This window comes from Spirillospora albida, assembly GCF_000718255.1.
Classification (GTDB): domain Bacteria; phylum Actinomycetota; class Actinomycetes; order Streptosporangiales; family Streptosporangiaceae; genus Spirillospora; species Spirillospora albida.
In genome coordinates this window covers 113,845-137,711 of record NZ_JOFJ01000013.1, presented here as the reverse complement: position 1 = coordinate 137,711, position 23,867 = coordinate 113,845, and the positions used below count along the sequence as shown (strand labels likewise).

The following is a 23,867-nucleotide window of genomic DNA, read 5'->3' as shown; positions in this document are numbered from 1 at the left end:
TCGTACCATGGGTGTGGGGTGGGGGAGATCGCGGCCTCCCTGCGGGGAGGTGATGACGCCTTAAGGGGGCAAAGTTGGACGGCAGCGGCATATCGGACGCACTGCGCAGCGGGCTCGTCTGGCAGAAGAGCAGGCGGAGCAACCCGAGCGGCAACTGCGTCGAGATGGCCGAGCTCCCCACCGGGGAGATCGCGGTCCGCAACTCGCGTGACCCGCACGGTGCGGTCCTCGTCTACACGCGCGAGGAGGTGGAGGCCTTCGTGGGCGGAGCCAAGGACGGCGACTTCGACCACATGCTGGTCTGACCAGGGGGTGGCCGGCCGAACCGGTACGGCCAAAATAAACCGAATGGGATTCCAATCGGCGATCCGGCCCGGTAGCGTGCGGCCATGCATCTGGGGCAGATCGCCGCACAGACCCCCGAAAAGCCCGCCGTCATTATGGCGGGCTCCGGCCGGGTCATCACGTTCGCGGAACTGAACGACGAGTCCAACCGGCTGGCGCAGCTTCTCCACGCGGAGGGGCTGCGTCCCGGCGACCACATCGCGTTCATGCTGGAGAACCATCCGCTCTTCCTGGCCGTGGCGTGGGCCGCGCAGCGGTCGGGCCTCTACTACACGGCCATCAGTTCTCGGCTCCAGCCCGACGAACTGGCCTACATCGTCGAGAACTGCGAGGCGAAGGCCTTCATCACCAGCGCGGCGATGGAGGCCCCCGCCAGGGCCGTCCCGGATGTGCCGCTGCGCCTCATGCTGGACGGCACCGCGCCCGGCTTCGACTCCTACGAGGACCGCGTCGCGCAGCACCCGGCCGAACCCCTCGAGAACGAGGTCGAGGGCCAGGACATGCTGTACTCCTCCGGCACCACCGGCCGCCCGAAGGGCGTGAAACCGCCCCTGCCGCTGTCGCCGATCGGCAACGGCGGCCCGCTCATGATGCTCATCCAGGGGCTGTTCGGCGCCGACGCCGACTCCGTCTACCTCTCCCCGGCGCCGCTTTACCACGCCGCCCCGCTGCGCTACTCGCTCATCTTCCATCGCTGCGGCGCCACCGTCGTCGTGATGGAGAAGTTCGACCCCGAGGCGGCCCTCGCCGCCATCGAGAAGTACGGCGTCACCCACAGCCAGTGGGTCCCCACCATGTTCATCCGGATGCTCAAGCTTCCGGAGGAGACCCGCGCCCGCTACGACGTGTCCTCCCTCAAGTGCGCCGTGCACGCCGCCGCGCCCTGCCCCGTCCCGGTCAAGGAGCAGATGATCGGCTGGTGGGGGCCGATCCTCCACGAGTACTACGCGGGCACCGAGGGCAACTGCTTCGTCTACACCAACTCCGAGGACTGGCTCGCCCACAAGGGCGCCGTCGGCCGCCCCATCATCGGTGAGGTGCACGTCTGCGGCGAGGACGGCGAGGAACTGCCCGCCGGCACGCCCGGCACCCTCTACTTCGGCAACGGCCTGCCGTTCGAGTACCACGGCGACGAGGAGAAGACCGCCGCGTCCCGCGACCCGAAGGGCCGGGGCTGGACGACCCTCGGCGACGTCGGCTACGTCGACGGGGACGGCTTCCTCTACCTCACCGACCGCCGGTCATACATGATCATCAGCGGCGGGGTGAACATCTACCCGCAGGAGGCGGAGAACGTCCTCGCCGTCCACCCCAAGGTCGCCGACGTCGCCGTCTTCGGCGTCCCCGACCCGGAGATGGGCGAGGCCGTGAAGGCCGTCGTCCAGCCGGTCTCGATGGACGAGGCGGGCGACGACCTCGCCGCCGAGCTCATCGCCTACTGCCGCGACAACCTCGCCCACTACAAGTGCCCCCGCAGCGTCGACTTCCGCGCCGAGCTGCCCCGGCACCCGACGGGCAAGCTCTACAAGCGCCTGCTGAAGGACGAGTACTGGAAGGACCGGCGTCCCGCCTGAGAAACGCCGACGCCCCGGCCCGGATCCCTCTCGGGGTTCCGGGCCGGGGCGTCTTCGCTCTCCGGCGCCCTCAGTGCATCGGCATGGGAGCGTCGAGCGCCGGCGTCTCCGGCTTCTTGCGGGGCAGGAGCAGCGCCGGCAGGAACGCCAGCAACAGCAGCGCCGCCGCGTACCAGTACGTGTGCTGGAACGCGTCCGCCATCAGGGCGAGCACCTTCTCCTTGACGCTCTGCGTGGCGTCGCCCCCGAGGGCACCGCCGTTCGCGGCGGGCTTGAGCTTCTCGGTGAGCTGGTTCGCCAGCAGCACCGAGATCATCGCGGTGCCGATGGACGCCGACACCTGCTGGATGATGTTCAGCATCGTGCTGGCCCGCGGCACCTCGTCGTGGACGAGGGTCTGGATCGCGGCGGCCATCGTCGGCATCATCGTCATGCCCATGCCGAGACCCATCACGAACAGGGCGCCGCCGAGCGCCCAGTACGAGGTGTCGGACTCCAGGAGCGCGGCGAAGCCGGCGAACGACAGGACCACGATGGACAGGCCGACCAGGACGACCCGTCCGGGCCCGATCCGGTCGGTCAGCTTCCCGCCGATCGGCATCGTGACCATCGCGCCGAGGCCCTGCGGGGCCAGCAGCAGGCCGGAGGCCAGCGCGGTCTCCAGGCGGACCTGCTGGTAGTAGAGCGGAAGCAGCAGCATCGCGCCCATGAACGCCGCCATGAACAGCACCATCGTGCCGGACGCGGCGGCCACCGAACGGCGCTTCAGCAGCCGCAGGTCGATCAGCGGGTTCTCCGCCTTCAGCGCGCGGGCCACGAACCCGAGCGTGAGCACCGCACCGGCGACCGTCGGGATCAGGGCCTCGAGCTCGGTGAAGTCCCTGAGCTCGGCGCCCTTCGCGAGGCCGTAGATCAGCGAGGCGAGACCGGGAGAGAGCAGGAGCAGCCCGAGGATGTCCAGCTTCTCCGCCGGCTTCGGGGTGTCCGGCTTGAGGATCTTGACCGCCATGATCAGCGCGACGATGCCGATCGGCAGGTTGATGAAGAAGATCCAGCGCCAGTCGACGTCGTCGACGAGCCAGCCGCCGAGGATCGGGCCGAGGATCGGGCCGAGCAGCATCGGGATGCCGACGACGCTCATCACCTGGCCGACCCGCGCGGGACCGGCCGCCTGGGTCAGGATCGTCATGCCGGCCGGCATGATCATGCCGCCGCCGAGGCCCTGCAGGACCCGGAACGCGATCAGCGACTCGGCCGACCAGGCCGCGCCCGCCAGCATCGAGCCGGCCACGAACAGCGCGATCGAGATGATGTAGAGGCGCTTGGTGCCGAACCGGGCGGACGCCCACCCGGTGATCGGGATCACCGTCGCCAGCGCCAGCGTGTAGCCGGTGGCCACCCACTGGATCGTCGCGAGCGGGGTGTTGAACTCCTTGGTGAGGTCGTTGAGGGCGACGTTCACGACGGTCACGTCCAGGATGGACATGATCGCGCCGAGCACGACGACCATCGCGACCGCGAGCACGCCGCGATCGAGGCCTCCGCCCGCCGGTCCGGCATCCTTCGGTGGGCCGTCCGTCGTCTGTGGGGACGCGGGTGCGGTCAACTGTCTTCCAATCGTCGGGGGGTCCGCACGGACATGCGAGAACCAGGGCAACGGTCACGGGGGTACGCCGCAAATTAGTGCAGTGACTGACACTTTCGCGAACGATTAAACTCGCCGAGGTCCGGGAGTATTCCACCGGGGTCCGACAGTTTCGCCGGATCCCTCCTGGTCCCGGGGGTTCATCGTGCGGCCTCGACCGGGCTTGAGGTCAACCGGGTGTGACGCACGCGACACCGGGCCCTCACCTCTGCCGTGACCCCCCGCCCCGTTCGGGCCGCCGATACGGACCATCGGCAGGCGGAGGACTCATCGGAGCCGTCAGACCTTCTTCAAGCGTTCACCCAGCGCCTCCGCGCCCCGCACCTTGACGACGAAGGGCTACCGGCCGTCGTCGTTGACTTCCAGTGCCTCTCGCGCCAGGCCGATGAACGCGATGTAGGCCTCCCGGAAATCCTGGTAGGCGGCGTCGTAGGCCTCCCGCGCGGGTGGGCCGTCGTCACCCATGAGCGCCTTGAGCCGCGTCTGCACGTGCCGTGCCTTGTTCCGCGTGCGATCCGCCGCGGCCGAGACCTCGGCGGGACCGTCGAGCCGGACCTCGTGCATCGCCCGGTTCATGTCCCCGATGGCCGGGCCGATGCGCTCGTACATCTGAGCCAGCAGCCGTTCCCTGCTCGCGGGGTCGGGCGCCGCGTCGACGTCATCGATCTGCCACGTGACCTCGCTGAACGCGTGCACGCGGGTCATCAGCTCGCGATAGGAGGTTCGGCGCCGCTCGTGCTGGTCGCGAAGGGCCTGCGCCCGTGTGGTCGTCCGGGCTTGGGTCAGCGCCGCGCGCAGGGTCGCCCGCGACGTGAGGTAGCCGGCCCCAAGGGCCGTCAGCGCGGTGAGAACGCCGACCCATAGTCCGCTGTTCGCCATGATCAAAAGTCTGTCAGCCGGGGAGCCGTTGAGACAGCCCGCGGATCGGCTCCGGCCGTGCCGCTGGTGGCCGTCAGGAATGGAGCCAGGCGCCGTCGCGCATGAGGGTGCGGCCCTGGAGTTCGTTCTCCTCGCGCCATGCCTGGACGCGGTGCGGCTTGAGGTGGAAGTAGAGGTAGGGGGTGGTGAGGTCGCGCGGGTCGAAGCCGGTCCGGGACGCGAAGGCGTCGCCGAGGTCGCGAGGGAGGTCGGCGGCGAGGAGCGGGGTGGCGGTCGCGTCGATCATGACGACGTCGCGGGTGAGGCCCAGGCCCAGGCGGACCTGGCCGGTCGCGCACAGGCCGCGGGCCGTGCGGCTGGAGGCGGGCGTGGAGATGAGGAGGGTTTCGCCGTCCCAGAGGAAGGACAGCGGGACGAGGTAGGGGGCGCCGGTCTCGGGGTCGGCTGTGGCCACCCAGAGGTCGGTGTCGGTCTCCAGGCGACCCTGCGTGTCCTTGATGCGCTGTTCGAGGGTTCTCGGGGCCTGCATATGTGTCCTTCTGGTTGTCGCGGTGAATCGGGAGCGGGACGAATGCCCATCATGCCGCAGTGCTCTCCCAGGAGGCGGCGCTCAGATCGTCGCCGAAGAAGAGCATGGACATGGCCGGCAGGACGCCTGTGCGAACTCCTCCCGCATGATGCCGCCTTTTGCTTTGCGATCCGTGCGGGGCGCAAGGTCGGCTATGGGCTGGGCGGCGGGGGTGGGGTGGCGTAGACCGTCAGCCAGATCGCTCGGGCCAGGGTTCGGGCGGTGCGGTCGTCTCCCGGGCCCTCGTCGTGGTGGCAGTGGGCTGAGATGGTGCGTTCGACCATCCAGATCAGGACCTGGGCGGTGGTCCTCGGGTCGAGGGCGGGGTCGACGGTGCCGGCGCGGAGCTCGGCCTCCAGGCGGGTCTGGACCTCGTCGGTGAAACCCCGCATGCGGTCGCGCCAGAAGGCGGCGACGTCCGGGTCGTAGCCCGCGACCTCGCCGAGGGCGTGCAGGACGCGGCGGTGGCGGCGGTAGGCGGCGATCATCTGGCGCATCGCGTGGGCGACGCCGTCCACGCCGTCGGCGTGGTCGGCGCGCCACCAGATGACGGCCTCGGAGAACAGGGCCTCGACGGCCTCGTCGGCGAGGGCGATGAGCAGCCGGCTCTTGTCGGGAAAGTGCAGGTAGAAGGTGGAGCGGGCCACGTCGGCGCGCTCGGCGATGCGCTGGACGGGAAGCTCGGTGTAGGGCGTTCCGTCGGCCATCATCTCCGCGGTCGTCCGCAGCACGCGCCGCCGGACGTCCTCGCGTCGCTCCCTGGTCCGGCTGCGCGGCTGAGTGGTGGACGCCATGGCGGCAGCGTACCCGCCGCGGCCGCGATCGGACAGTGTGTCGACATTGTGCTTGACGGCGAGCGTGAACCGAATCACACTCGGTCCACGGCTCATCAGAAGCCGCCGGTTATCACGGGGCTCAGCCGAGGAGGCTCAACGTGGTACGTCGCCGATCCGCCCGCACTCTCGCCCTGCTCATGCTCACCGTCACGGCGCTCGTCCCGGTCACCGCGACCGCGGACGCGGAGCCGGACCCGGGATCGTGGATCCCCCGCACCGACATCGCACGCTCGGACCTCACACAGGTGCCAGGCAAGCTCGCCGAGCCCTCCGACGACGGACCGCATCCGGGATCGGCCACCGAGTGGTGGTACGCGCACGTGATGGATCCCGCGACGCGGCGCACGTTCATCGCGATGCTGTTCACCGCGCCCGTGCCCACCGCGGTGATCTTCTGGTACCCGGAGAAGGGGCAGAAGCTCGTCCTGCCGGAACCGACCCTGAAGGTGACGGCGACCGACGGGCCCGTCGTCAAGAGCAGCGCGGGCAGCCTCGTCTACGACAAGAAGCGGCGCGCCTACCACCTGCGCTGGACCGGGACGTTCGCCAAGGGCGACATCTGGTTCGACCGCGCGCTGCCGGGCGTCACCGGCGGGCCGATCCGCTACGACGGCGGCCAGACCATGTACTGGACGTCGCCGGTCGCGACGAGCCGGGTCCGCGGCTGGCTGCGGCCGCCCGGGGAGTCCAAGAAGATCAGCGTGAACGGGTGGCGCGGCTACCACGACCACAACTGGGGCGACTTCAACGTCCTCGACCAGCGCTACTCGGGCTGGGAGTGGGGCGTCTCGCACGAACCGGACGGGTCGGCCACGCTGCTCGGCGGCGTGGTGAAGGGCGACGGGACGTGGCAGGGCGTGGTCGGAAGGGTCACGTCGAAGGAGACCTACGGCTGCATGAGCACGATCAAGCTCTCGGACTGGCGGACGTCCGGCCTGTTCTCCTACCCGGAGACGACGCGGCTGACGTGCCCGTCGTCGCTGCTCGCGACGCCGAAGGGGCTGGTGGGCAAGCGGCCGGGCCTCGACCGCGGCTTCCACGTCGTCGACCCGTTCATCCTCGACGTCGGGCTGCTCGCCCTGCCCGAGTCGCTGGGCCGGACGGTCCCCGGGTCGATCGGGCTCATCGAGCACATCCGGGTGCTGTCGGCGCGGCTGCCGCGGTCCTGACCCCTCCTTCGCTCTCTCCCCGAGGACGGTGACCCCCATGACCAGGTCGGACGAACAACGAACGAACACGGGACGGATCTCCCGGCGCCGCGTCCTGTACGGGACGGCCGCCACGGGTGCGGTCGCCCTGCTGCCCGCGACCGCGGCCCGCGCGGCGCGGCGCGGCGCGCGGGTCGCCGTGCTCGGCGGCGGGATGGCGGGCCTCGCGGCCGCCCACGAACTGGCCGAGCGGGGGTTCGACGTCACGGTCTACGAACGCAACGCGCTCGGCGGGAAGGCGCGGAGCATCCCCGTCGCGGGGACCGGCGAGGGCGGGCGCCGGGACCTGCCGGGGGAGCACGGATTCCGCTTCTTCCCCGGCTTCTACCGCAACGTGCCGGACACGATGCGCCGCATCCCGTTCCCCGGCAACGCCAACGGCGTCCACGACAACATGCTCGACCTGACGTCCACGCGGATCTCCCGCAACGGCGGCCGGTCGGACATCATCGTCCCGCAGATCACCGCTCCCGGCGGCGGCAGCCTGAGCCTGGACGTCCTGAAGGAGACGCTGACGGGCGCGGTCGAGCAGGCCGCCGCGCTGCCGCCGGCCGAGCTGGCCCTGTTCGTCAACCGCTTCATCGTCTACGTGACCAGCAGTGACGAGCGGCGCTTCGGGCAGTGGGAGCATCTGCCCTGGTGGGAGTACGTCCGCGCGGAGGGGAAGTCCAGGGACTACAAGGCGATCGTGGCCCGGTTCCTCACCCGCGGGCTGGTGGCCGTCAAGGAGCAGGTCGCCAGCACCCGGACGGTCGGAGCGATGGGGCAGGCGTTCCTGCTGTCGGGCCTCGGGCTCGGCACCGACGGCGGCCTCGCCCGCATGCTGAACGCGCCGACGAACGAGGCGTGGATCGACCCGTGGGTGCGGTACCTGCGGGATCGGGGCGTCCGGTTCGCCGTGGGGCAGGCCGTCGAGGCCCTGGAGGTCGGTGGCGGCCGGGTGAAGGCGATCCGGCTCGTGGACGCGAAGGGGCGCCGCACGCGGGCCGAGGCGGACTGGTTCGTCTCCGCGATGCCGGTGGAGCGGGCGCGGAAGCTGCTGTCCCGTGACGTCCTCGCGCTGGACCCGGGCCTGGAGCGCATGCGGAGCCTTCACACGGAATGGATGAACGGCCTCCAGTTCTTCCTGCGCCGGAGCCCGCGCGGCCTCGACCAGGAGGTCAACTTCATGGACTCGCCGTGGCAGATCACGGCCGTCCTGCAGAGCCGGCTCTGGAAGCGCAGCTTCCCGCGCGACTACGGCGACGGCGCGGTCGCCGACTGCCTGTCCCTGGACGTCTCCGACTGGGACACCCCCGGGATCCTGTACGGCAGACCGGCCAAGGAATGCACCCGCGCGCAGATCGCCAAGGAGTGCTGGGCGCAGATGAAGGACCACATGGAGGACACCGGACGCTCCGTCCTCCCCGACGACATCCTGCACTCGTGGTTCCTCGACCCCGCGATCCAGTGGAACGCCGCCGCCGGGCGCAACACCAACGACGAGCCCCTCATGGTGAACACCGTCGGGAGCTGGGCGAACCGGCCGTCCGCGCGCACGAAGATCCCCAACCTCTTCCTGTCGGGCGACTACGTCCGCACCAACATGGACCTGGCAACGATGGAGGGCGCCAACGAGTCGGGCCGCGCCGCCGCCAACGCCCTGCTGGACGCGGCGGACTCGCCCGCGGATCCCGTCCCCATCGCGAAACTCCATCAGCCCCCGGAACTGGACGGCCTCAAGAAGCTCGACGCCCAGCGCTACCGGGCCGGGCGCCCGCACCTGCTCGACACGGTGTGACCCGCCGCGGTCACGCCCCGCCGGGCCGGCACGTCGCCGACAGCCGGTCGGTGACGGCCTTGGACAGGGCGGCGTCGGTGCGGAGCCGCCGCACGCGCTCCGCCACCTGGTCGGCGGTCAGCTCGGCCGGGTAGCGGGGGGCGGCCGCGTACGCGGCCGCCTGCGTGGCCGCGTCCGGGAAGACGGTGGACTGGATCCGGCACAGGTGCGCGGCGGTGACGTTCACGAACAGCTCGTCCGGCCACCCGGGCCGGGACCGGTCGACCGGTGGCACCGCGGTCCCGCTCGGTCGTCCGGTCGAGCCGGCGACCCCGGCGTCCCGCTCCGGGGCGCCGCGCGCCAGCAGGAACCCGGCCACCACCGCGCCCGCTACGACGGCCACGGCGACCGGGATCAGGACGCGGCGCCTGCCCATGGCACGACCTCCAGCATCAGGTGACGATGACGGACAGCTCGCCGGTGTAGGACCCGCCCGTGTAGGCGGCCTTCACCGGAACCGTGTAGGTGCCGGGCTCCAGCCCGGACGCGTCGAGGCGGAACGAGACGTAGTCGCTGCGCCCGACCTCCAGCGTCGCGGACTCGTTCAGCCCCGCCGAGGTCTTCTCGCCGGGATAGACGACGTCCAGGCCCTCGGGCGGGTCCAGCGTCGCCCGGAAGGACGACACCCCCGCCCGGACACCCTCGAACACGACCTTCACCCACGCGGGTTTCGCGCGGGGCACGGTGATGGCGGTCGTCTTCTGCAGCAGCGCCGCCCCGGTCGGCTTGGTGACCGGCAGAACGATCTTCACCGTCTGCGCGCCCTTGGGCCCCTTGCAGTCGAACCTCTTGGTCTTCAGGTCGTCGCTCTTCTTGATCAGGCCCGGCGGCATCTGCAGGTATGTGACGTTCAGGGTGACCGGGACCGCGGCCGTCGCCGTGGCGGGCACCGCGATGTTCAAGGCCGTGTAGTCGGTGTTCCCGGTCGCCAGCCCCGAGCTGATGTAGAAGGAGGAGTACGTGTCGGTGTTGGCGGGGTAGCCGATGCGCAGGCCCTGCCCCGACGCGGTGGCCCTCACGTTGCACACGTCCTTCGTCGCCGTCCACAGCGCGCTCACCCAGCCCTCCTGGCCGGGCAGCATCGCCGCGAACTGCGGGACCACGAGTGTCAGGCCGTCGTCCTTGGGGGCGGCGCCCGCCGCGTCCGCGGCCGCCCACAGCGGCGCGGTCGCGAGCAGGACCATCGGCAACGGGGACCGGCCAGCACGCATCCGGGGAACCTTTCCGGGACGGATCGACGACGCCGTCCTCTCATTCCCGACCGGGCCGACGTGAGCGCCACCCCCCGGCCAAGATCCCCCCATCCCGCACCCAAGCCCGCCGCGGGCCGGCCGGTCGTGCTCGGGTTCGGCCACCTGCCCAGACGGACTTGACAACTGGAGAGGCGGATAACGTACACTTCGAGTTGCAGGTTTCCTCTCTGCAGGGTTCAAGTATCCCGGGTGCCGGGAGGCCCCGGGGGTCTTCGGAGGTGAAGCGTGATGCTGCTGACGACGATCGACCCGTTCGTGCAGGAGTTCGAGCGTCAGTTCGACCGGGCGTTCCGCCAGGTCGCCGGGCAGAGCGGCGGCGCGGGCATGGCCATGGACGGGATCCGGCGCGCCGACGACGTCGTCCTGCGGTTCGACCTGCCGGGCATCGACCCCGGCTCCATCGAGGTCACCGTCGACCGGGGCGTCCTCACGGTGACGGCGCGCCGCGAGGAGGAGTTCGGCGAGGACGACCGCGTCTTCGTCCGCGAGCGGACCATGGGCGCGTTCACCCGCCGGGTCTACCTGTCGGAGTACCTCGACGCCGACGCGATCGAGGCCGCCTACGAGAACGGCGTCCTGGCCGTTCGCATCCCCGTCCTGGAGAAGGCGAAGCCGCGCAAGGTCGCCGTCCAGGCCGGCGAGGGCCGTATGGCCATCCGCGGCTGAACGGCCCGGCCCCGTCCCGGTCCCCGTCACGCGCGGAGGCCGGGACGGGGCGTTCTGCGCAGCAGTGAAGGAGGGGCGCGTGAAGCTGCCCATGGACGACGAGCACGCGGCCCTGTTCACGGTGGGCCAGGTCGCCGACATGCTGCAGGTGCAGCAGGCGTTCCTGCGCCGCATCGACACTCAGCAGGTCGTGGCCCCCCAGCGATCCGCGGGCGGGCAGCGGCGCTACAGCCGCCACGAGATCGGCCGCATCCGGGAGGTCGTCACGATGATGGCGGAGGGGATGACCCTGCCCGCGATCCGCCGCATCATCGAACTGCAGATGGAACTCGCCGAGATGGCCAGGGAACGCGATGAGTTGGCACGGCGCCTGTCCGCCCTCGACGCCGAGGAGTCCTGAGCGGTCTCGCGCCTCGGATCAGAGCCCGGCTTCGGGCCGCGGCGCGTCCGGGCCGCCGCGATGGACCGTCGGGACGTGGCCGCCGGCGGGTTCGGGCAGCGCCTCGACGCACGATTCCGAGCAGGCGTTGACCAGGAGGGGGAGGACGTCGGTGGCGACGCCTTTGGAGATCCACACCTGGTGGGGGCCGGTCGCGGGAATGGGGCCGGCGCAGACGCTGCAGGTCCGGATGGACGTCGCGCCCCATTCTCCGGGATCGAGTTCGGAATAGGTGAAGCCCTTCCGGTTCTGTTTCAGTTCCGGGAACGGCGGGCGCGTCTTGAAATTGCCGTAGAGGGCTCGGGTGCTGACCGTGCTCTGCCGCAGATTCGCGCACCGGGTCAGTTCGTAGGGGAACCAGTGCAGGCGATACGAGGTGTAGGGCGTGAATTCCTCCAGGCTCGCCATGTCCCCGATCTCCGGCGGGATCCGGACGAGGTCGCTGCCGTACAGCAGCAGATGCTTCACGCGGGTCAGGCGCGCGATGGTCGGCGGGAGCGTGACGATCTGGCGGCGGTGCTCCGCGCTCATGTCGCGCAGCGGCGCGAACTCCTCGCGGCCGTCGGCGTCCGCCTCGTCGATCAGCCGCAGGAGTCGCACCCAGCCGGGGGCCGCGGTGTCCTGGAGCTCGCCGTGGAACCCGACGCGCTCCGGCTGCCGGTCACCGCGCTGGTCGAAACACGCGCAACGGTCATGGAACGGCCTCGGTTCTTCCTTGTCCGCCATGACCGTCAACGGTACGTCGCCGCGATGCGCGGCGTCAGCCTTTTACCGGACGGCGTCCAGTCGGGCGTCGAAGGTCTCCAGGTCGGGAACGAACCAGATATGGCCGGCGGAGTTGGATTCGCGGACGAGCGCGCGCAGCGCCGGGCTCGTTTCCAGGTGCCGCGAGATGTCCCCGATCACCGCGAGCCGCAGCCGGTAATTGACGAACTTCTGCATGATCTCGCCGGCGAAGCGGGTGCCCAGGGAGAAGAAGCGCTCGTCCAGGCGGGACGCCGGGACGGCGACCGTGTCGGCGCCCTGGAACACCGCGCCGACCAGGTCGAGGGCGTCCTCCAGCGTGGCGATCGGCGGGCCGTCCGGATCGCACATCAGGACCTGGGCGCCGGCGCGTTCGACGAGCGTGTCAGGCATCGCGGTCCTCCCGGCCGAGCAGGCCGCCGCCCTCGACGACGGCGTCGATCAGGCGCAGCAGGTCGGCGGTCGCGGCGGCGCCGCCCAGAATCACTATCGTCATGCGGTTCCGTTCCCCGTCGTGGACGGTCTGGACGCGCAGGGGGCGCGCGGGGTCGTGACCGGTGTTCGCGCTCGCCAGGACGAGCGTGCCGAGCCGGTCGGCGGCGGCGCGGTCGACGCCGTCGAGCCGCACGATGCTCGACACCTCCGCCGCGGCGGGCGGGGCGGCCGGCCGGCCGGTGAACTGCGCGAGGTCGGCGGCGGCGATCCGGTACTGCTTGCCGATCCGGGTCGCGTTCAGGCGTCCCGACCGGATGTAGGACCGGACGGTCCGGACGTGCAGCCCGAGGAGTGCCGCGACCTCCTCGACCGAGTACATTTCCTTCTCCATCACTCCCTACTGTACGTCATTGGCGGGTTAATAAGGTTGTTTAGGGACAGAAGAGGGGCCGCCGTGCGGTGCGCGCCCCGCACGGCGGCCGCCGGGGTCACCTCAGGTCGAGCAGCAGTTCCGACGGGCGGCGGACGGTGGTGGCCGTGTTCCACGGCACCTCCTCCGGCCGGCGGTGCAGGCGCAGGCCGGGGGCGCGGGCGGTGAGCTGCTCCAGGACGACGTTCAGCTCCAGGCGGGCCAGCGGGGCGCCGAGGCAGACGTGGGGGCCGCTGCCGAAGCCCAGATGCGGGTTCGGGCTCCGCTCGAAGTCGACCCGGCCGGGCTCGGGGAACCGGGCGGGGTCGCGGTCCGCGGCGTCGATCGCGGGGATGACCAGGTCGCCCGCCCGGACGGGAACGCCGCCGAGCTCGACGTCCCGCGTCGCGCGGCGGGGCTGCGCGGTCGTCCAGCTGCTGTTGGGGACGGTGCGCATCAGTTCCTCGACGGCCCCGGCGATCCGGTCGGGGCGGTCGCAGAGCTCGCGGTAGCGGGTCGTGCCGTCCTCGCCGGTGCTGGTGAGGAGCCGGTAGAGGAACGAGCAGATCGCCGCGGCGGTGGTCTCCCACCCCGCGATGACGAGCCCCGCCGCGAAGACGACGGCCTGCTCCATCGGGACGTTCCGCTCGACGGCCAGGGCGCCGATCTCGCCGATCAGCCCGGACGACGAGGACGGGTCGCTCAGCAGCCGCTGCATGTGGGCGCCCATGTACGCGGCCATCTCGGTGATGGCGCGGCGGTTCTCCTCATCCCGGTCGGGGCCCGTGGACAGGAACAGGTCGCCCCAGGCGGCGAACCGGGGGAGGTCCTCCTCGGGGGCGCCGAGGAGGTTGCCGATCACGCCGAGGGTGAGCGGCATCGCGAGCTCGTCCTGGATCTCGACCGGGCCGCTCCGGGACATCAGGTCGTCCAGGATCGCGCCGGTCAGCCGCTCCACCTCGGGGCGCTGCCGGCGGATCGCGGCGGGCGCGAACGCGTTGCCGACCAGGCCGCGCAGGGCGCGGTGCCCCTCGCCGTCCATGGCGAGGACGGTGCCGGCGGTCATCGGGTAGGGCGCGATGCCGTCGGCGGCGGCGCGCTCGAACACGTCGGTCTCGCGCAGCGCCCGGACGGTCTCGGCGTAGCCCGTGATGAGCCACGCCTGCTCGCCGCCCGGCAGGACGACGTGGGTGACGGGATCGAGCCCCTCGAACGCCCCGGGCAGGGCGAGGGGGTCCGCGCTCGTGGCGGGGAAGGGGAAGCGGGGGCAGGTCGGTGCGGGGGAGGTCGAATCGAGAGTCACGGGCGTCCTTGGTCTCCGGACGGGGCCCTCTGCTGCGCGTCAGACCTCACCAGAGACGGGACGGCCTGTCAATGATCTTGTCCGGAGGGCGGAGGGCGCTGGCCGACACCGGTCATCCGGGCACGGGCGGCGCGGCCGGGACGTGCGGGAACGCGATCACTCCCCGGCCGGGCGGCGGCCGGGGAGTGATCATCGGGCGGGCGCGTCCTAGGGTGGGGTGCGCCGGTGGGCGGCGGGTGGAGAACCCGCGGGTGCTTCTCTGCTGCGCCCCGCCGCCCCACCGCCGCTACGCGGGGGGCAGGCCGAGCGCCCGCGCGATGAGCATGCGCTGGACCTCGGATGTCCCCTCGCCGACCTCCAGGATCTTCGCGTCCCGGTAGAAGCGGCCGACGGCGTACTCGTTCATGAAGCCGTAGCCGCCGAAGACCTGCGTCGCGTCGCGGGCGTTGTCCATCGCGGCGTTGGACGCGACGAGCTTCGCGATCGCCGCCTCCTTCTTGAACGGCTCCCCGGCGAGCAGCCGCGCGGCGGCGGCGTAGTAGGCGAGGCGGGCGGTGTGGGCGCGCGTCTCCATGTCGGCGATCTTGAACTGGATGGCCTGGTAGCGGCCGATCTCGCGGCCGAACGCCTCCCGCTCCCGCACGTAGCGGAGGCATTCGTCCACGCAGCCCTGGGCGAGGCCGACGGACAGGGCGGCGATGGCGATGCGGCCCTCGTCCAGGATGCGGAGGAACTGCGCGTAGCCGCGGCCGCGTTCCCCGACGAGGTTCTCCGCGGGCACCCGGACGTCCTCGAACGACAGCTCCCGCGTGTCGGACGCCGACCAGCCGACCTTCGAGTACTTCTTCCCGACGGTGAAGCCGGGCGTCCCGTTCGGGACGATGATCGTGGAGATCTCGCCGTCGCCGGTGAACGCGGTGACGGTGACGAACGCGGTGATGTCCGTGCCAGAGTTGGTGATGAACGACTTCGACCCGTTGACGACCCACATGTCGCCGTCGAGGCGGGCCGTCGTGCGCATCCCGCCGGGGACGTCGGAGCCGCCGCCGGGCTCGGTCAGGCCGAACGCGGCGAGCCGCTCCCCGGATGTCAGGACCGGCAGCCAGCGCGCCTTCTGCTCGTCCGATCCGAAGCGGTGGATGGGCATCGCGCCGAGCGAGACCCCGGCCTCGAGGGTGATGGCGACGGACGAGTCGACCCGCGCGAGCTCCTCCAGCGCGAGGCACAGCGCGAAGTAGTCGCCGCCCATCCCGCCGTGCTCCTCGGGGAACGGCAGGCCGAACAGGCCCATCTTCCCCATGGCCGCGACGATGTCGTACGGGAACTCACCCCGCTCGTACAGGTCGCCGATGACGGGGGCGACGGTCTCGCGGGCGAACCGCTCGACGGTGCGGCGCAGCTCTTCCTGCTCGGTGGTCAGCGTGAAGTCGATCATGTGGTTTCCGTTTCCGGGGTGAGGGCCTGGACGACGCGGGACGGGCTGGGCCGGCCCAGATGCCCGGCCATCCAGCGGCTGGTGGCGGCGAGCGCGCCGAGGTCGACGCCGGTGTCGATGCCGAGGCCGTGCAGCATCCACACGAGGTCCTCGGTGGCGAGGTTGCCGGTGGCACTGCCGGCGTACGGGCAGCCGCCGATCCCGCCGGCGGACGCGTCCACGACGGTCACGCCGGCGCGGAGCGCGGCGAGGGTGTTGGCGAGCGCCTGCCCGTAGGTGTCGTGGAAGTGGACGGCGAGCCGCTCGGGCCCGATCCCGGCCTCGCCCAGCGCCTCGATCAGCGCGGTGACCTGGCCGGGCGTGCCGACGCCGATGGTGTCGCCGATGCTGAGCTGCGCGCAGCCCATCTCCATCATGCGGGACGCGACGGACACCACCTGCGGGATCGGCACATCGCCCTCCCACGGGTCGCCGCACGCCATCGACACGTAGGCGCGCACCCACAGGCCCTGCTCGCGGGCCCGCGCGGCGACGGGCGCGAACATGGCGAGCGACTCGTCCACGGTGCGGTTGAGGTTGCGGCGCGCGAACGTCTCCGTCGCGCTCCCGAAGATCGCGATCTCGGTGACGCCGTTGGCGAGGGCGCGCTCCAGCCCCCGCTCGTTCGGGACGAGCACCGGATAGCGCAGGTCGGGGGAGCGGGGCAGGATGTCGATGAGCTCCTCGGCGTCGGCGAGCTGCGGCACCCATTTCGGATGGACGAAGCTCGTCGTCTCGATGGTGCGCAGGCCCGCGTCCGCGAGCCGGGTGACGAACTCGGCCTTGACGCCCGCGGGCACGACCGCCTTCTCGTTCTGCAGTCCGTCCCGCGGCCCGACCTCGTAGATCGTGACCTTCTCCGGCAGGCCCGGCAGGGGCACCCGCATCGTCATCCCTCCTCGATCACGGCCAGCACCGCGTCGAGGGCGACCTGGGCGCCCGCGCGGACCGGCACTCCCGTCACGACGCCCGCGAGGGGAGCGGTCACCGTGTGCTCCATCTTCATCGCCTCGACCACCGCGACGGCCTGGCCCTCCTCCACGCGCTCGCCCTCGGCGACCTTCACGGCGAGGACCGTTCCCGGCATCGGGCTGCGCACGACCCCGTCGCCGGCGGCGGCGCCCTCCGGGCCGCCCTCGGACCGGACGTGCTCGGCCAGCGCCCAGACGCGCCCGTCGCGGCCGAGCCACAGGGTGTCGCCGTCCCGCGCGGCGGTGAACGCGACCGTCCGGCCGCCGTGGACGAGCGTGAAGGGCGGCGTGAGGGACGCGGCGACGGGCGGGCCGCCGCCGACCGCGACCTCGGCGGACGCGGCGCGGCCCCGGACCCGCACCTCGACGGGCGCGCCGCCGGACGGGGTGATGATCCACGGGGTCCAGGCGTGCGCGCCGGGACGCCAGCCGTCCGGGATGTCCCACGGGTCGGGGGCGGAATCCTCCAGGGCGAGCGTCCGCTCCAGCGCGGCGGCGGCGAGGACCTCGTCCGGGACGGCGCGTCCGCCGGTCAGGCCGGGGAGCGCCCGCTCGACCAGCCCCGTGTCGAGGGCGCCGGACACGACGTCCGGATGGCGGAGCAGGTCGCGCAGGAAGGCGATGTTCGTCGGGACGCCCAGCAGCGTGTAGGAGGCGAGCGCCCGGTCGAGCCGGCGCAGCGCCTCCGCCCGGGACGCCCCGTGGACGATCACCTTGGCGAGCATCGGGTCGTAGGAGCCGCCGACCTCCGTCCCGGCGTCCAGGCCCGAGTCGACGCGCACCCCGGCGGGCTCGGCCAGCGCGAGGACGCGCCCGCCCGTGGGCAGGAACCCCCGCTCCGGGTCCTCGGCGTAGACGCGGGCCTCGATCGCGTGCCCGTCGAGCCGGACGTCGTCCTGCCCGAACGGCAGCGGCTCGCCGGCCGCGACGCGGAGCTGCAGCTCGACGAGGTCGAGCCCGGTGACCAGTTCCGTGACGGGATGCTCGACCTGGAGGCGCGTGTTCATCTCCATGAAGAAGAACTCGTCCGGGCGGTCGGCCGACACGATGTACTCGACCGTTCCCGCCCCCACGTACCCGACGGCCCGCGCGGCGGCGACGGCGGCGGCGCCCATCCGCTCGCGCGCGGCGGCGTCCAGCAGCGGCGACGGCGCCTCCTCCACGATCTTCTGGTGCCGGCGCTGCAGGCTGCACTCGCGCTCGCCCAGATGGACGGTGTTCCCGTGGGCGTCCGCGAACACCTGGATCTCGATGTGCCGGGGGTTCTCCACGAACCGCTCGGCGAGGAGCGTGTCGTCGCCGAACGAGCCGAGGGCCTCGCGGCGCGCGGACGCGATCGCCTCCGGCAGCTCGGCGGCGGCGCGGATCAGCCGCATCCCCTTGCCGCCGCCGCCCGCCGACGGCTTCAGCAGGACGGGCAGCCCGATCTCCAGCGCGGCGGCCTTCAGCTCGGCGTCGGTCAGGCCGGGCTCGTCCCGCCCGGGGACGACCGGGACCCCGGCCGCCGCGACGGTCCGCTTGGCGCGGATCTTGTCGCCCATCGCCTCGATCGCGGCGGCGGGCGGGCCGATGAACACGAGCCCGGCGTCGCCGCACGCCCGCGCGAAGGCGGTGTTCTCCGCGAGGAACCCGTAGCCTGGGTGGACGGCCGAGGCCCCGGCGGCGAGAGCGGCCGCGACGACCGCCTCGATGTCGAGGTAGGACGGGACGCGGACCGCCTCGTCCGCCTCCCGCACATGGCGCGCGCCCGCGTCCGCGCCGGTGTGCACGGCCACCGCCCGGACGCCGAGGCGCCGCAGCGTGCGGAAGACGCGGACCGTGATCTCCCCGCGGTTGGCGACCAGGACGCCGTCGAACATCAACACCCTCACATCCGGAAGACGCCGTAGCCGACCGGCTCCAGCGGTGCGTTGGCGGCGGCCGACAGCCCGAGCCCGAGGACGCGGCGGGTGTCGCGCGGGTCGATGACGCCGTCGTCCCACAGCCGGGCGGTCGAGTAGTACGGGTTGCCCTGCGCCTCGTACTGGTCGCGGATCGGCGCCTTGAACGCCTCCTCGGCGTCGGGGGGCCACTCCTCCCCGCGCGCCTCCATCTGGTCGCGGCGGACGGTCGCGAGGACGCTCGCGGCCTGCTCGCCGCCCATGACGGAGATGCGGGCGTTCGGCCACATCCACAGGAACCGGGGCGAGTAGGCCCGCCCGCACATGGCGTAGTTCCCGGCGCCGAACGAGCCGCCGATCACGACGGTGAGCTTCGGGACGCGGGCGCACGACACGGCGGTGACCATCTTCGCGCCGTGCTTGGCGATGCCGCCCGCCTCGTACTCGCGTCCGACCATGAACCCGGTGATGTTCTGCAGGAACACCAGCGGGATGCTGCGCCGGTCGCACAGCTCGATGAAGTGCGCGCCCTTCTGCGCGGACTCGCCGAACAGGATGCCGTTGTTCGCGACGATCCCGACCGGGTGCCCGTGGATGCGCGCGAACCCCGTGACGAGCGTCGCGCCGTAGTCCTTCTTGAACTCCTGGAACCGGCTGCCGTCCACGATGCGCGCGATGACCTCCCGCACGTCGTAGGGGGTGCGGGCGTCGGGCGGGACGACGCCGTACAGCTCGCCCGGGTCGGCGAGGGGGTCCTCGGAGGGGACGGTGTCCCACGGGCGCCGCTCGCGGGGGCCGAACGTTCCGACGATGTCGCGGACGATGCGCAGCGCGTGCGCGTCGTCCTCGGCGAGGTGGTCGGTCACCCCGGACGTGCGGGAGTGCAGCTCGCCGCCGCCCAGCTCCTCGGCCGTGACGACCTCGCCGGTCGCGGCCTTCACCAGCGGCGGGCCGCCGAGGAAGATCGTGCCCTGGCCGCGGACGATCACGGCCTCGTCGCTCATCGCCGGGACGTACGCGCCGCCCGCCGTGCACGATCCGAGGACCGCCGCGATCTGCGGGATGCCGCGGCGCGACATCGTGGCCTGGTTGTAGAAGATCCGGCCGAAGTGCTCGCGGTCGGGGAAGACGTCGTCCTGCTTCGGGAGGAAGGCGCCGCCGGAGTCGACCAGGTACACGCACGGGAGGTTGTTGTGGAGCGCGACCTCCTGCGCCCGCAGGTGCTTCTTCACCGTGACGGGGTAGTAGGTGCCGCCCTTCACCGTCGCGTCGTTGGCGACGATCACGCATTCGCGGCCCGCGACGCGGCCGATGCCGGTGATGATCCCGGCGCCGGGCGCCTCGTCGCCGTACATGCCGTGCGCGGCGAGGGGCGACAGCTCCAGGAACGCCGAGCCGGGGTCGAGGAGGGTGTCGACGCGGTCGCGGGGGAGCAGCTTGCCGCGCGCGACATGCCGCTCGCGGGCCCGCTCGGGGCCGCCGCGCCCGGCCGCGTCGATGCGGTCGCGCAGCCGCGCGACGAGCGCCTCGTTGTGCGCGGCGTTCGCCTTGAACGCCTCGCCCGCCGGGTCGGCGCGCGAGGTGAGCACGGGTCCGGACATGGTCCCCTTTCCCAGTTAACGATCGTTAACAACACCGATGTTAATGGTCGTTAACACCCGTCGTCTAGACTTTCCCCCATGCCCTCCTACCCCGCCGCGGCGAGCGGAGACCCGCGGGCGCGGGAGCGCCCGGCGCCGCCCGCCCATCCGCGCCGGGCCGAGATCCTCGCCGCGGCCGCCGAGCTGTTCGCGCGGCGCGGCTACCACGGCGCGTCCATCGGCGATCTCGGCCGCGCCGTCGGGCTCACCGGCCCGGCCCTGTACCGGCACTTCCGCGGCAAGGAGGCCGTCCTCGCCGAGATGCTGCTCGACATCAGCGGCCGGCTGCGCGCCGACGGCGCCGTCCGCGCCGCCGACCCCGACCCCGACCGCGCGCTCGACGCGCTGCTCCACGGGCACATCGCGTTCTCCCTCGACAACCCGGCGCTGATCACCGTCCACGAGCGGGAGCTCGACAACGTGCCGGAGCCGCAGCGGCACGAGATCCGCCGGCTCCAGCGCGCCTATGTCGAGGAATGGGTGGCGGTCCTGCGGCGCCTGCGCCCCGGCCTGCCCGACGACCGGACCCGCGCCGCCGTCCACGCCTGTTTCGGCCTGCTCAACTCCACCCCGCACAGCGCCGCCGCCCTCGACCGCGCCGCGATGGGCGACCTCCTGCACGGCATGGCGCGCGCCGCCCTCACCGGCTTCTCCTGAGCGACCTCCCGACCGGTCCTTGCGAATTGCGGCCAGTCCGGAACGCTTGACGCCCCTCCTGTGACCCAGGTCATATGGGGCATATCAGCCGGGCTGTCGGGAGGAGCACCGCATGGGCGTCGAAGGTGTCGGCTTCTACGAGATCGCGGCGAACGCGCCCGATCGGACGGCGATCCTCGCCCCCGGCGAACCCGTCACCTACGGCGAGCTGCACGCCCGCGTGAACCGGCTCTCGCACGCCCTGCGCGGGCTCGGCCTCGGACCCGGCGACACGATCGCGACCGTGCTCGGGAACCGCCCCGAGTTCCTGACCGTGATGCTGGCCGCGATGCAGTCGGGGCTGTACCTCGTCCCGGTCAGCCGGCATCTCACCGTCCCGGAGATCGGCTACATCCTGGGCGACAGCGGCGCCAAGGCCGTCTTCACCGAGAACGCGCACGCCGGGGTGGTCGCGGAGGCGGCCGGGGAGGCGGGCCTGCCCCTTGGCGCGCGCATCGGCGTCGACGACGCCGCCTCCCCGGATGCCGGGGGCACCGGCGCCGGGGCCACCGGTGCCGACCGCACGCTCGCCGACCTCTGCGCCGGTGCCGACGCGGCGCCGCCCGCCGACCGGCTGATGGGCTCGGTCATGCTCTACACGTCCGGGACGACCGGACGGCCCAAGGGCGTGCGCCGGCCGCTCATGGAGATCCCGCCGGAGCTGCTGTTCGACATCATGCGGCAGACCCTCGTCCGGAACATCGGCCTCGAGCCCGGCGACGAGGTGCACCTCGCCGTCGGTCCGCTCTACCACTCCGCGCCCTGCGTCCACGCGCTGATGGCGCTCAGCCTCGGGCACGCCGTCGTCGTCGCGCCGCGCTTCCAGCCCGAGGAGACCCTCGCGACGATCGAGCGGTACGGCGTCACGAACTCGGTGATGGTCCCGACGATGTTCCACCGGATGCTGGGCCTGCCCGAGGAGGTCCGCGCCCGCTACGACGTGTCGTCGCTGCGGCAGGTCTACCACACCGCCGCGCCGGTGCCCGTCGAGACGAAGCGGCGGATGCTCGACTGGTGGGGGCCCGTCCTGTACGAGTACTACGGATCCACCGAAAGCGGCCCGGTCGTCGTCGCCACCCCCCACGACTGGCTCGCCCACCCCGGCACCGTCGGGCGCGCCGTCGAGGGCGTCCAGATCAAGATCCTCGACTCGGACGGCGCGGAGCTGCCGCCCGGCGAGACCGGCCTCATCTACGCGACCGGCCAGCCCGGATTCGAGTACCACGGGGACCCCGGCAAGACCGCCGCCGCCATGCACGGCGAGTACTACACCCCCGGCGACCTCGGCCACCTCGACGAGGGCGGCTGGCTCTACATGAGCGACCGCCGCACCGACCTCATCATCTCCGGCGGCGTCAACATCTATCCGGCGGAGATCGAGGCGGCGCTGCTGCAGCACCCGGCCGTCGGCGACGTCGCGGTGATCGGCGTCCCCGACGAGGACTGGGGCCAGTCCGCCGTCGCGCTCGTCGAGCCCGCCGACGGCGCCGAACCCGGCGACGCCCTCGCCGCCGAACTGCTCGAGCACTGCGCGCCCCGGCTCGCGAAACTCAAGCACCCCCGGCGGATCGAGTTCCGCGCCGAACTGCCGCGCACCCCGTCCGGGAAGCTGAGCCGGGGCCGCGTCCGCGACGCGTACCTGCGCGGACACGAGAGCTGACGCCCGCTCCCCGGTCGACCGGTCCCGAGACGACCCGCGCCCTTCGCATGGCCGCGGGTCGCCTCGGTGCGTCCGCAGGGAAGGGGGAAGCCGGTGGCGCCTTGCGGACGGTTGGTGGGGAAAGTGCATAAGACGTCCGGGGAGCGTCGAACGGTTCGCGGGACGGATGCGTACCACGGCACATGGAAGACCAGAAGGTCGCCCCGCTCGACAGCCCCGCGAAGGCAGCCGCCGCCCCGACGATGCACGACCTTCCGACGATCCCCGACCCTCCCGCCGCCGTCCCCGGGCCCGCCCCGGCGGGGGAGGGGGCGGACGAGCCCCGCGCCGGGATCACCCGCCTCGGCGACCCGGTCGCGGTATGGCCGTGCGCCGGCTGCGGCAGGCCCGTGCCGCAGCCGGCGCACGGCGCCCGCACCGTCCGCTACTGCCAGGACGAGGACGGCGGCTGTGAGCGCGCGGCGCGCGAGGCCCGGGCGCGGGCATGGGAGTCGCCCGGCCTGACCGGCCAGGTCGCCTGGGCCTGGGAGATGGTGGAGCGGCTGGAGGACGCCGCCGGCCGGCTCGCCGGCTCCCTCGCCTCCGAGCTCGGCGTCGCGGGAGTCGAGCGGCGCGTCGCGGACGCGCGGGCCGACGCGGCCGGGCACGTCGCCATCGCGCAGCGGGAGCGCGACGCGTCCCAGCGCCAGGCCGAGGCCGCCTGGCGGGAGACCGCGACCGCGCGGGCCCGCGCGGACACCGCCGAGCAGGACGCGGCGCGGGCACGGGCCGCCGCCGAGCGCGCCGCCGCGGAGCGCGACACCGCCCGCCGCGAGCGCGACGACGCCAAGGACGCCGCCGACGCCGCCGCGGCCGCCCGGCTCGCCGCCGAGAGCGAGCGCGACCGCGTCGCCGGCCGCGAGGGCGAGCTGCGCGCCGCCCTCGAGGCCGCCCGGGGCGAACTCGTCACGCTGCACGAACGGGTCGCGGAGGCGGAGGGCCTCGCCCAGTCGCGCGGCGGCGAGCTCGCCATCGCCGGCCGCACCGCCGACGACCTGCGCGCCGCCGTCCGGGACGCCGAGGCGCAGCGCGGCCAGGCCGTCGCCGACCGCGACCAGGTCCAGGCCCGCGCGCACGACCTCGAGCAGCAGAACTGGCGGCTCGCGCGCACCGTCGACGACCTGCGCGCCGCCGTACGGGCGCTCACCGCCGAGCGCGACGCGGCCCGCGCCGAGGCCGACCGCGCCCGCCGCCGTGTCGACGCCCTCACCCGCGTCGCGGAGGGCGGCGGCCCGCACACCGCCATCGACAGGGAACCGCCCACAGGCGTCCACTCGCTCACGCCGCTCACCGCCATGACCGGCGACCCGCTGGGCCTGGACGGGCACCGGAGCGGCCGCAACGGCTTCCGCCTGCCCCACACCGGGTGAGGCGGGCGATTGGA

The 23,867-nt window shown here is 72.6% G+C and carries 23 protein-coding genes; 9 read left to right on the top strand and 14 right to left on the bottom strand.

What is annotated here, in order from left to right; genetic code table 11:
• The first annotated feature begins 74 nt into the window (after positions 1 to 74).
• A complete protein-coding gene (locus tag IE99_RS0118215) occupies positions 75 to 305 on the top strand; it encodes a DUF397 domain-containing protein (protein WP_051712689.1) in 231 nt (76 codons plus the stop codon).
• Between the two features lie 84 nt (positions 306 to 389).
• Positions 390 to 1,919, top strand: a complete 1,530-nt coding sequence (locus IE99_RS0118210) for an acyl-CoA synthetase (RefSeq protein ID WP_030171845.1) — start codon at positions 390 to 392, stop codon at positions 1,917 to 1,919.
• 70 nt (positions 1,920 to 1,989) lie between these two features.
• Here IE99_RS0118210 and IE99_RS0118205 read toward each other — a convergent pair whose 3' ends face one another.
• The 4 genes from IE99_RS0118205 to IE99_RS0118190 all read right to left on the bottom strand — a co-directional run bounded on the left by IE99_RS0118205 (position 1,990) and on the right by IE99_RS0118190 (position 5,805).
• Positions 1,990 to 3,444, bottom strand: a complete 1,455-nt coding sequence (locus tag IE99_RS0118205) for a DHA2 family efflux MFS transporter permease subunit (protein WP_245623252.1) — start codon at positions 3,442 to 3,444, stop codon at positions 1,990 to 1,992.
• A 459-nt stretch (positions 3,445 to 3,903) separates the two neighbouring features.
• Positions 3,904 to 4,443 carry a hypothetical protein gene (locus IE99_RS0118200; RefSeq protein ID WP_030171841.1) on the bottom strand — a complete coding sequence of 180 codons (540 nt, stop codon included), beginning with the start codon at positions 4,441 to 4,443 and terminating at the stop codon, positions 3,904 to 3,906.
• Positions 4,444 to 4,516: 73 nt separating this feature from the next.
• Positions 4,517 to 4,972 carry a pyridoxamine 5'-phosphate oxidase family protein gene (locus tag IE99_RS0118195; RefSeq protein ID WP_030171839.1) on the bottom strand — a complete coding sequence of 152 codons (456 nt, stop codon included), beginning with the start codon at positions 4,970 to 4,972 and terminating at the stop codon, positions 4,517 to 4,519.
• Between the two features lie 191 nt (positions 4,973 to 5,163).
• Positions 5,164 to 5,805 carry a TetR/AcrR family transcriptional regulator gene (locus tag IE99_RS0118190; protein ID WP_030171837.1) on the bottom strand — a complete coding sequence of 214 codons (642 nt, stop codon included), beginning with the start codon at positions 5,803 to 5,805 and terminating at the stop codon, positions 5,164 to 5,166.
• Positions 5,806 to 5,945: 140 nt separating this feature from the next.
• Between IE99_RS0118190 and IE99_RS0118185 the strand changes: the two genes are divergently transcribed.
• A complete protein-coding gene (locus IE99_RS0118185) occupies positions 5,946 to 7,016 on the top strand; it encodes a hypothetical protein (RefSeq protein WP_157610368.1) in 1,071 nt (356 codons plus the stop codon).
• Positions 7,017 to 7,053: 37 nt separating this feature from the next.
• On the top strand, positions 7,054 to 8,835 hold the full coding sequence (locus IE99_RS0118180; protein ID WP_051712687.1) for a hydroxysqualene dehydroxylase: 1,782 nt from the start codon (positions 7,054 to 7,056) through the stop codon (positions 8,833 to 8,835).
• A gap of 10 nt (positions 8,836 to 8,845) precedes the next feature.
• Here IE99_RS0118180 and IE99_RS0118175 read toward each other — a convergent pair whose 3' ends face one another.
• Positions 8,846 to 9,250, bottom strand: a complete 405-nt coding sequence (locus tag IE99_RS0118175) for a hypothetical protein (RefSeq protein WP_030171830.1) — start codon at positions 9,248 to 9,250, stop codon at positions 8,846 to 8,848.
• A gap of 16 nt (positions 9,251 to 9,266) precedes the next feature.
• Complete coding sequence (locus IE99_RS0118170; RefSeq protein WP_157610367.1) at positions 9,267 to 10,085, bottom strand: hypothetical protein; 819 nt, start codon at positions 10,083 to 10,085, stop codon at positions 9,267 to 9,269.
• A 270-nt stretch (positions 10,086 to 10,355) separates the two neighbouring features.
• Here IE99_RS0118170 and IE99_RS0118165 point away from each other — a divergent pair, with 270 nt between their 5' ends.
• A complete protein-coding gene (locus tag IE99_RS0118165) occupies positions 10,356 to 10,793 on the top strand; it encodes an Hsp20/alpha crystallin family protein (RefSeq protein ID WP_030171824.1) in 438 nt (145 codons plus the stop codon).
• Between the two features lie 79 nt (positions 10,794 to 10,872).
• Entirely contained in the window at positions 10,873 to 11,193 is a 321-nt protein-coding gene (locus IE99_RS0118160; RefSeq protein WP_030171821.1) for a MerR family transcriptional regulator, read from the top strand.
• 18 nt (positions 11,194 to 11,211) lie between these two features.
• Here the strand turns inward: IE99_RS0118160 and IE99_RS0118155 are convergent, their stop codons facing one another.
• From IE99_RS0118155 to IE99_RS0118120, 8 genes are all read right to left on the bottom strand, one after another.
• Positions 11,212 to 11,958, bottom strand: a complete 747-nt coding sequence (locus IE99_RS0118155; protein WP_084219595.1) for a hypothetical protein — start codon at positions 11,956 to 11,958, stop codon at positions 11,212 to 11,214.
• 42 nt (positions 11,959 to 12,000) lie between these two features.
• A complete protein-coding gene (locus IE99_RS0118150) occupies positions 12,001 to 12,369 on the bottom strand; it encodes a DUF4180 domain-containing protein (protein ID WP_030171817.1) in 369 nt (122 codons plus the stop codon).
• Positions 12,362 to 12,802, bottom strand: a complete 441-nt coding sequence (locus tag IE99_RS0118145; protein ID WP_030171815.1) for a helix-turn-helix domain-containing protein — start codon at positions 12,800 to 12,802, stop codon at positions 12,362 to 12,364. The genes IE99_RS0118150 and IE99_RS0118145 overlap by 8 nt, the downstream gene beginning before the upstream one ends.
• 97 nt (positions 12,803 to 12,899) lie before the next feature.
• Positions 12,900 to 14,123, bottom strand: a complete 1,224-nt coding sequence (locus IE99_RS0118140; RefSeq protein ID WP_051712685.1) for a cytochrome P450 — start codon at positions 14,121 to 14,123, stop codon at positions 12,900 to 12,902.
• 286 nt (positions 14,124 to 14,409) lie between these two features.
• Entirely contained in the window at positions 14,410 to 15,558 is a 1,149-nt protein-coding gene (locus IE99_RS0118135) for an acyl-CoA dehydrogenase family protein (RefSeq protein ID WP_030171811.1), read from the bottom strand.
• Positions 15,555 to 16,484, bottom strand: a complete 930-nt coding sequence (locus IE99_RS0118130) for a hydroxymethylglutaryl-CoA lyase (protein ID WP_030171808.1) — start codon at positions 16,482 to 16,484, stop codon at positions 15,555 to 15,557. The genes IE99_RS0118135 and IE99_RS0118130 overlap by 4 nt, the downstream gene beginning before the upstream one ends.
• Positions 16,485 to 16,486: 2 nt before the next feature.
• Positions 16,487 to 18,427, bottom strand: a complete 1,941-nt coding sequence (locus IE99_RS0118125) for an acetyl/propionyl/methylcrotonyl-CoA carboxylase subunit alpha (protein WP_030171805.1) — start codon at positions 18,425 to 18,427, stop codon at positions 16,487 to 16,489.
• Positions 18,428 to 18,435: 8 nt separating this feature from the next.
• Positions 18,436 to 20,049, bottom strand: a complete 1,614-nt coding sequence (locus tag IE99_RS0118120) for a carboxyl transferase domain-containing protein (protein WP_030171801.1) — start codon at positions 20,047 to 20,049, stop codon at positions 18,436 to 18,438.
• Positions 20,050 to 20,127: 78 nt separating this feature from the next.
• Between IE99_RS0118120 and IE99_RS0118115 the strand changes: the two genes are divergently transcribed.
• The 3 genes from IE99_RS0118115 (at position 20,128) to IE99_RS0118105 (ending at position 23,853) form a co-directional block, all read left to right on the top strand.
• The gene (locus IE99_RS0118115) at positions 20,128 to 20,745 is read left to right on the top strand and encodes a TetR/AcrR family transcriptional regulator (RefSeq protein WP_051712683.1); all 618 of its coding nucleotides are present in this window, start codon (positions 20,128 to 20,130) and stop codon (positions 20,743 to 20,745) included.
• A gap of 112 nt (positions 20,746 to 20,857) precedes the next feature.
• Positions 20,858 to 22,444 carry an AMP-binding protein gene (locus IE99_RS0118110; RefSeq protein WP_030171795.1) on the top strand — a complete coding sequence of 529 codons (1,587 nt, stop codon included), beginning with the start codon at positions 20,858 to 20,860 and terminating at the stop codon, positions 22,442 to 22,444.
• 182 nt (positions 22,445 to 22,626) lie between these two features.
• On the top strand, positions 22,627 to 23,853 hold the full coding sequence (locus IE99_RS0118105; RefSeq protein WP_051712682.1) for a hypothetical protein: 1,227 nt from the start codon (positions 22,627 to 22,629) through the stop codon (positions 23,851 to 23,853).
• Positions 23,854 to 23,867: the final 14 nt, after the last annotated feature.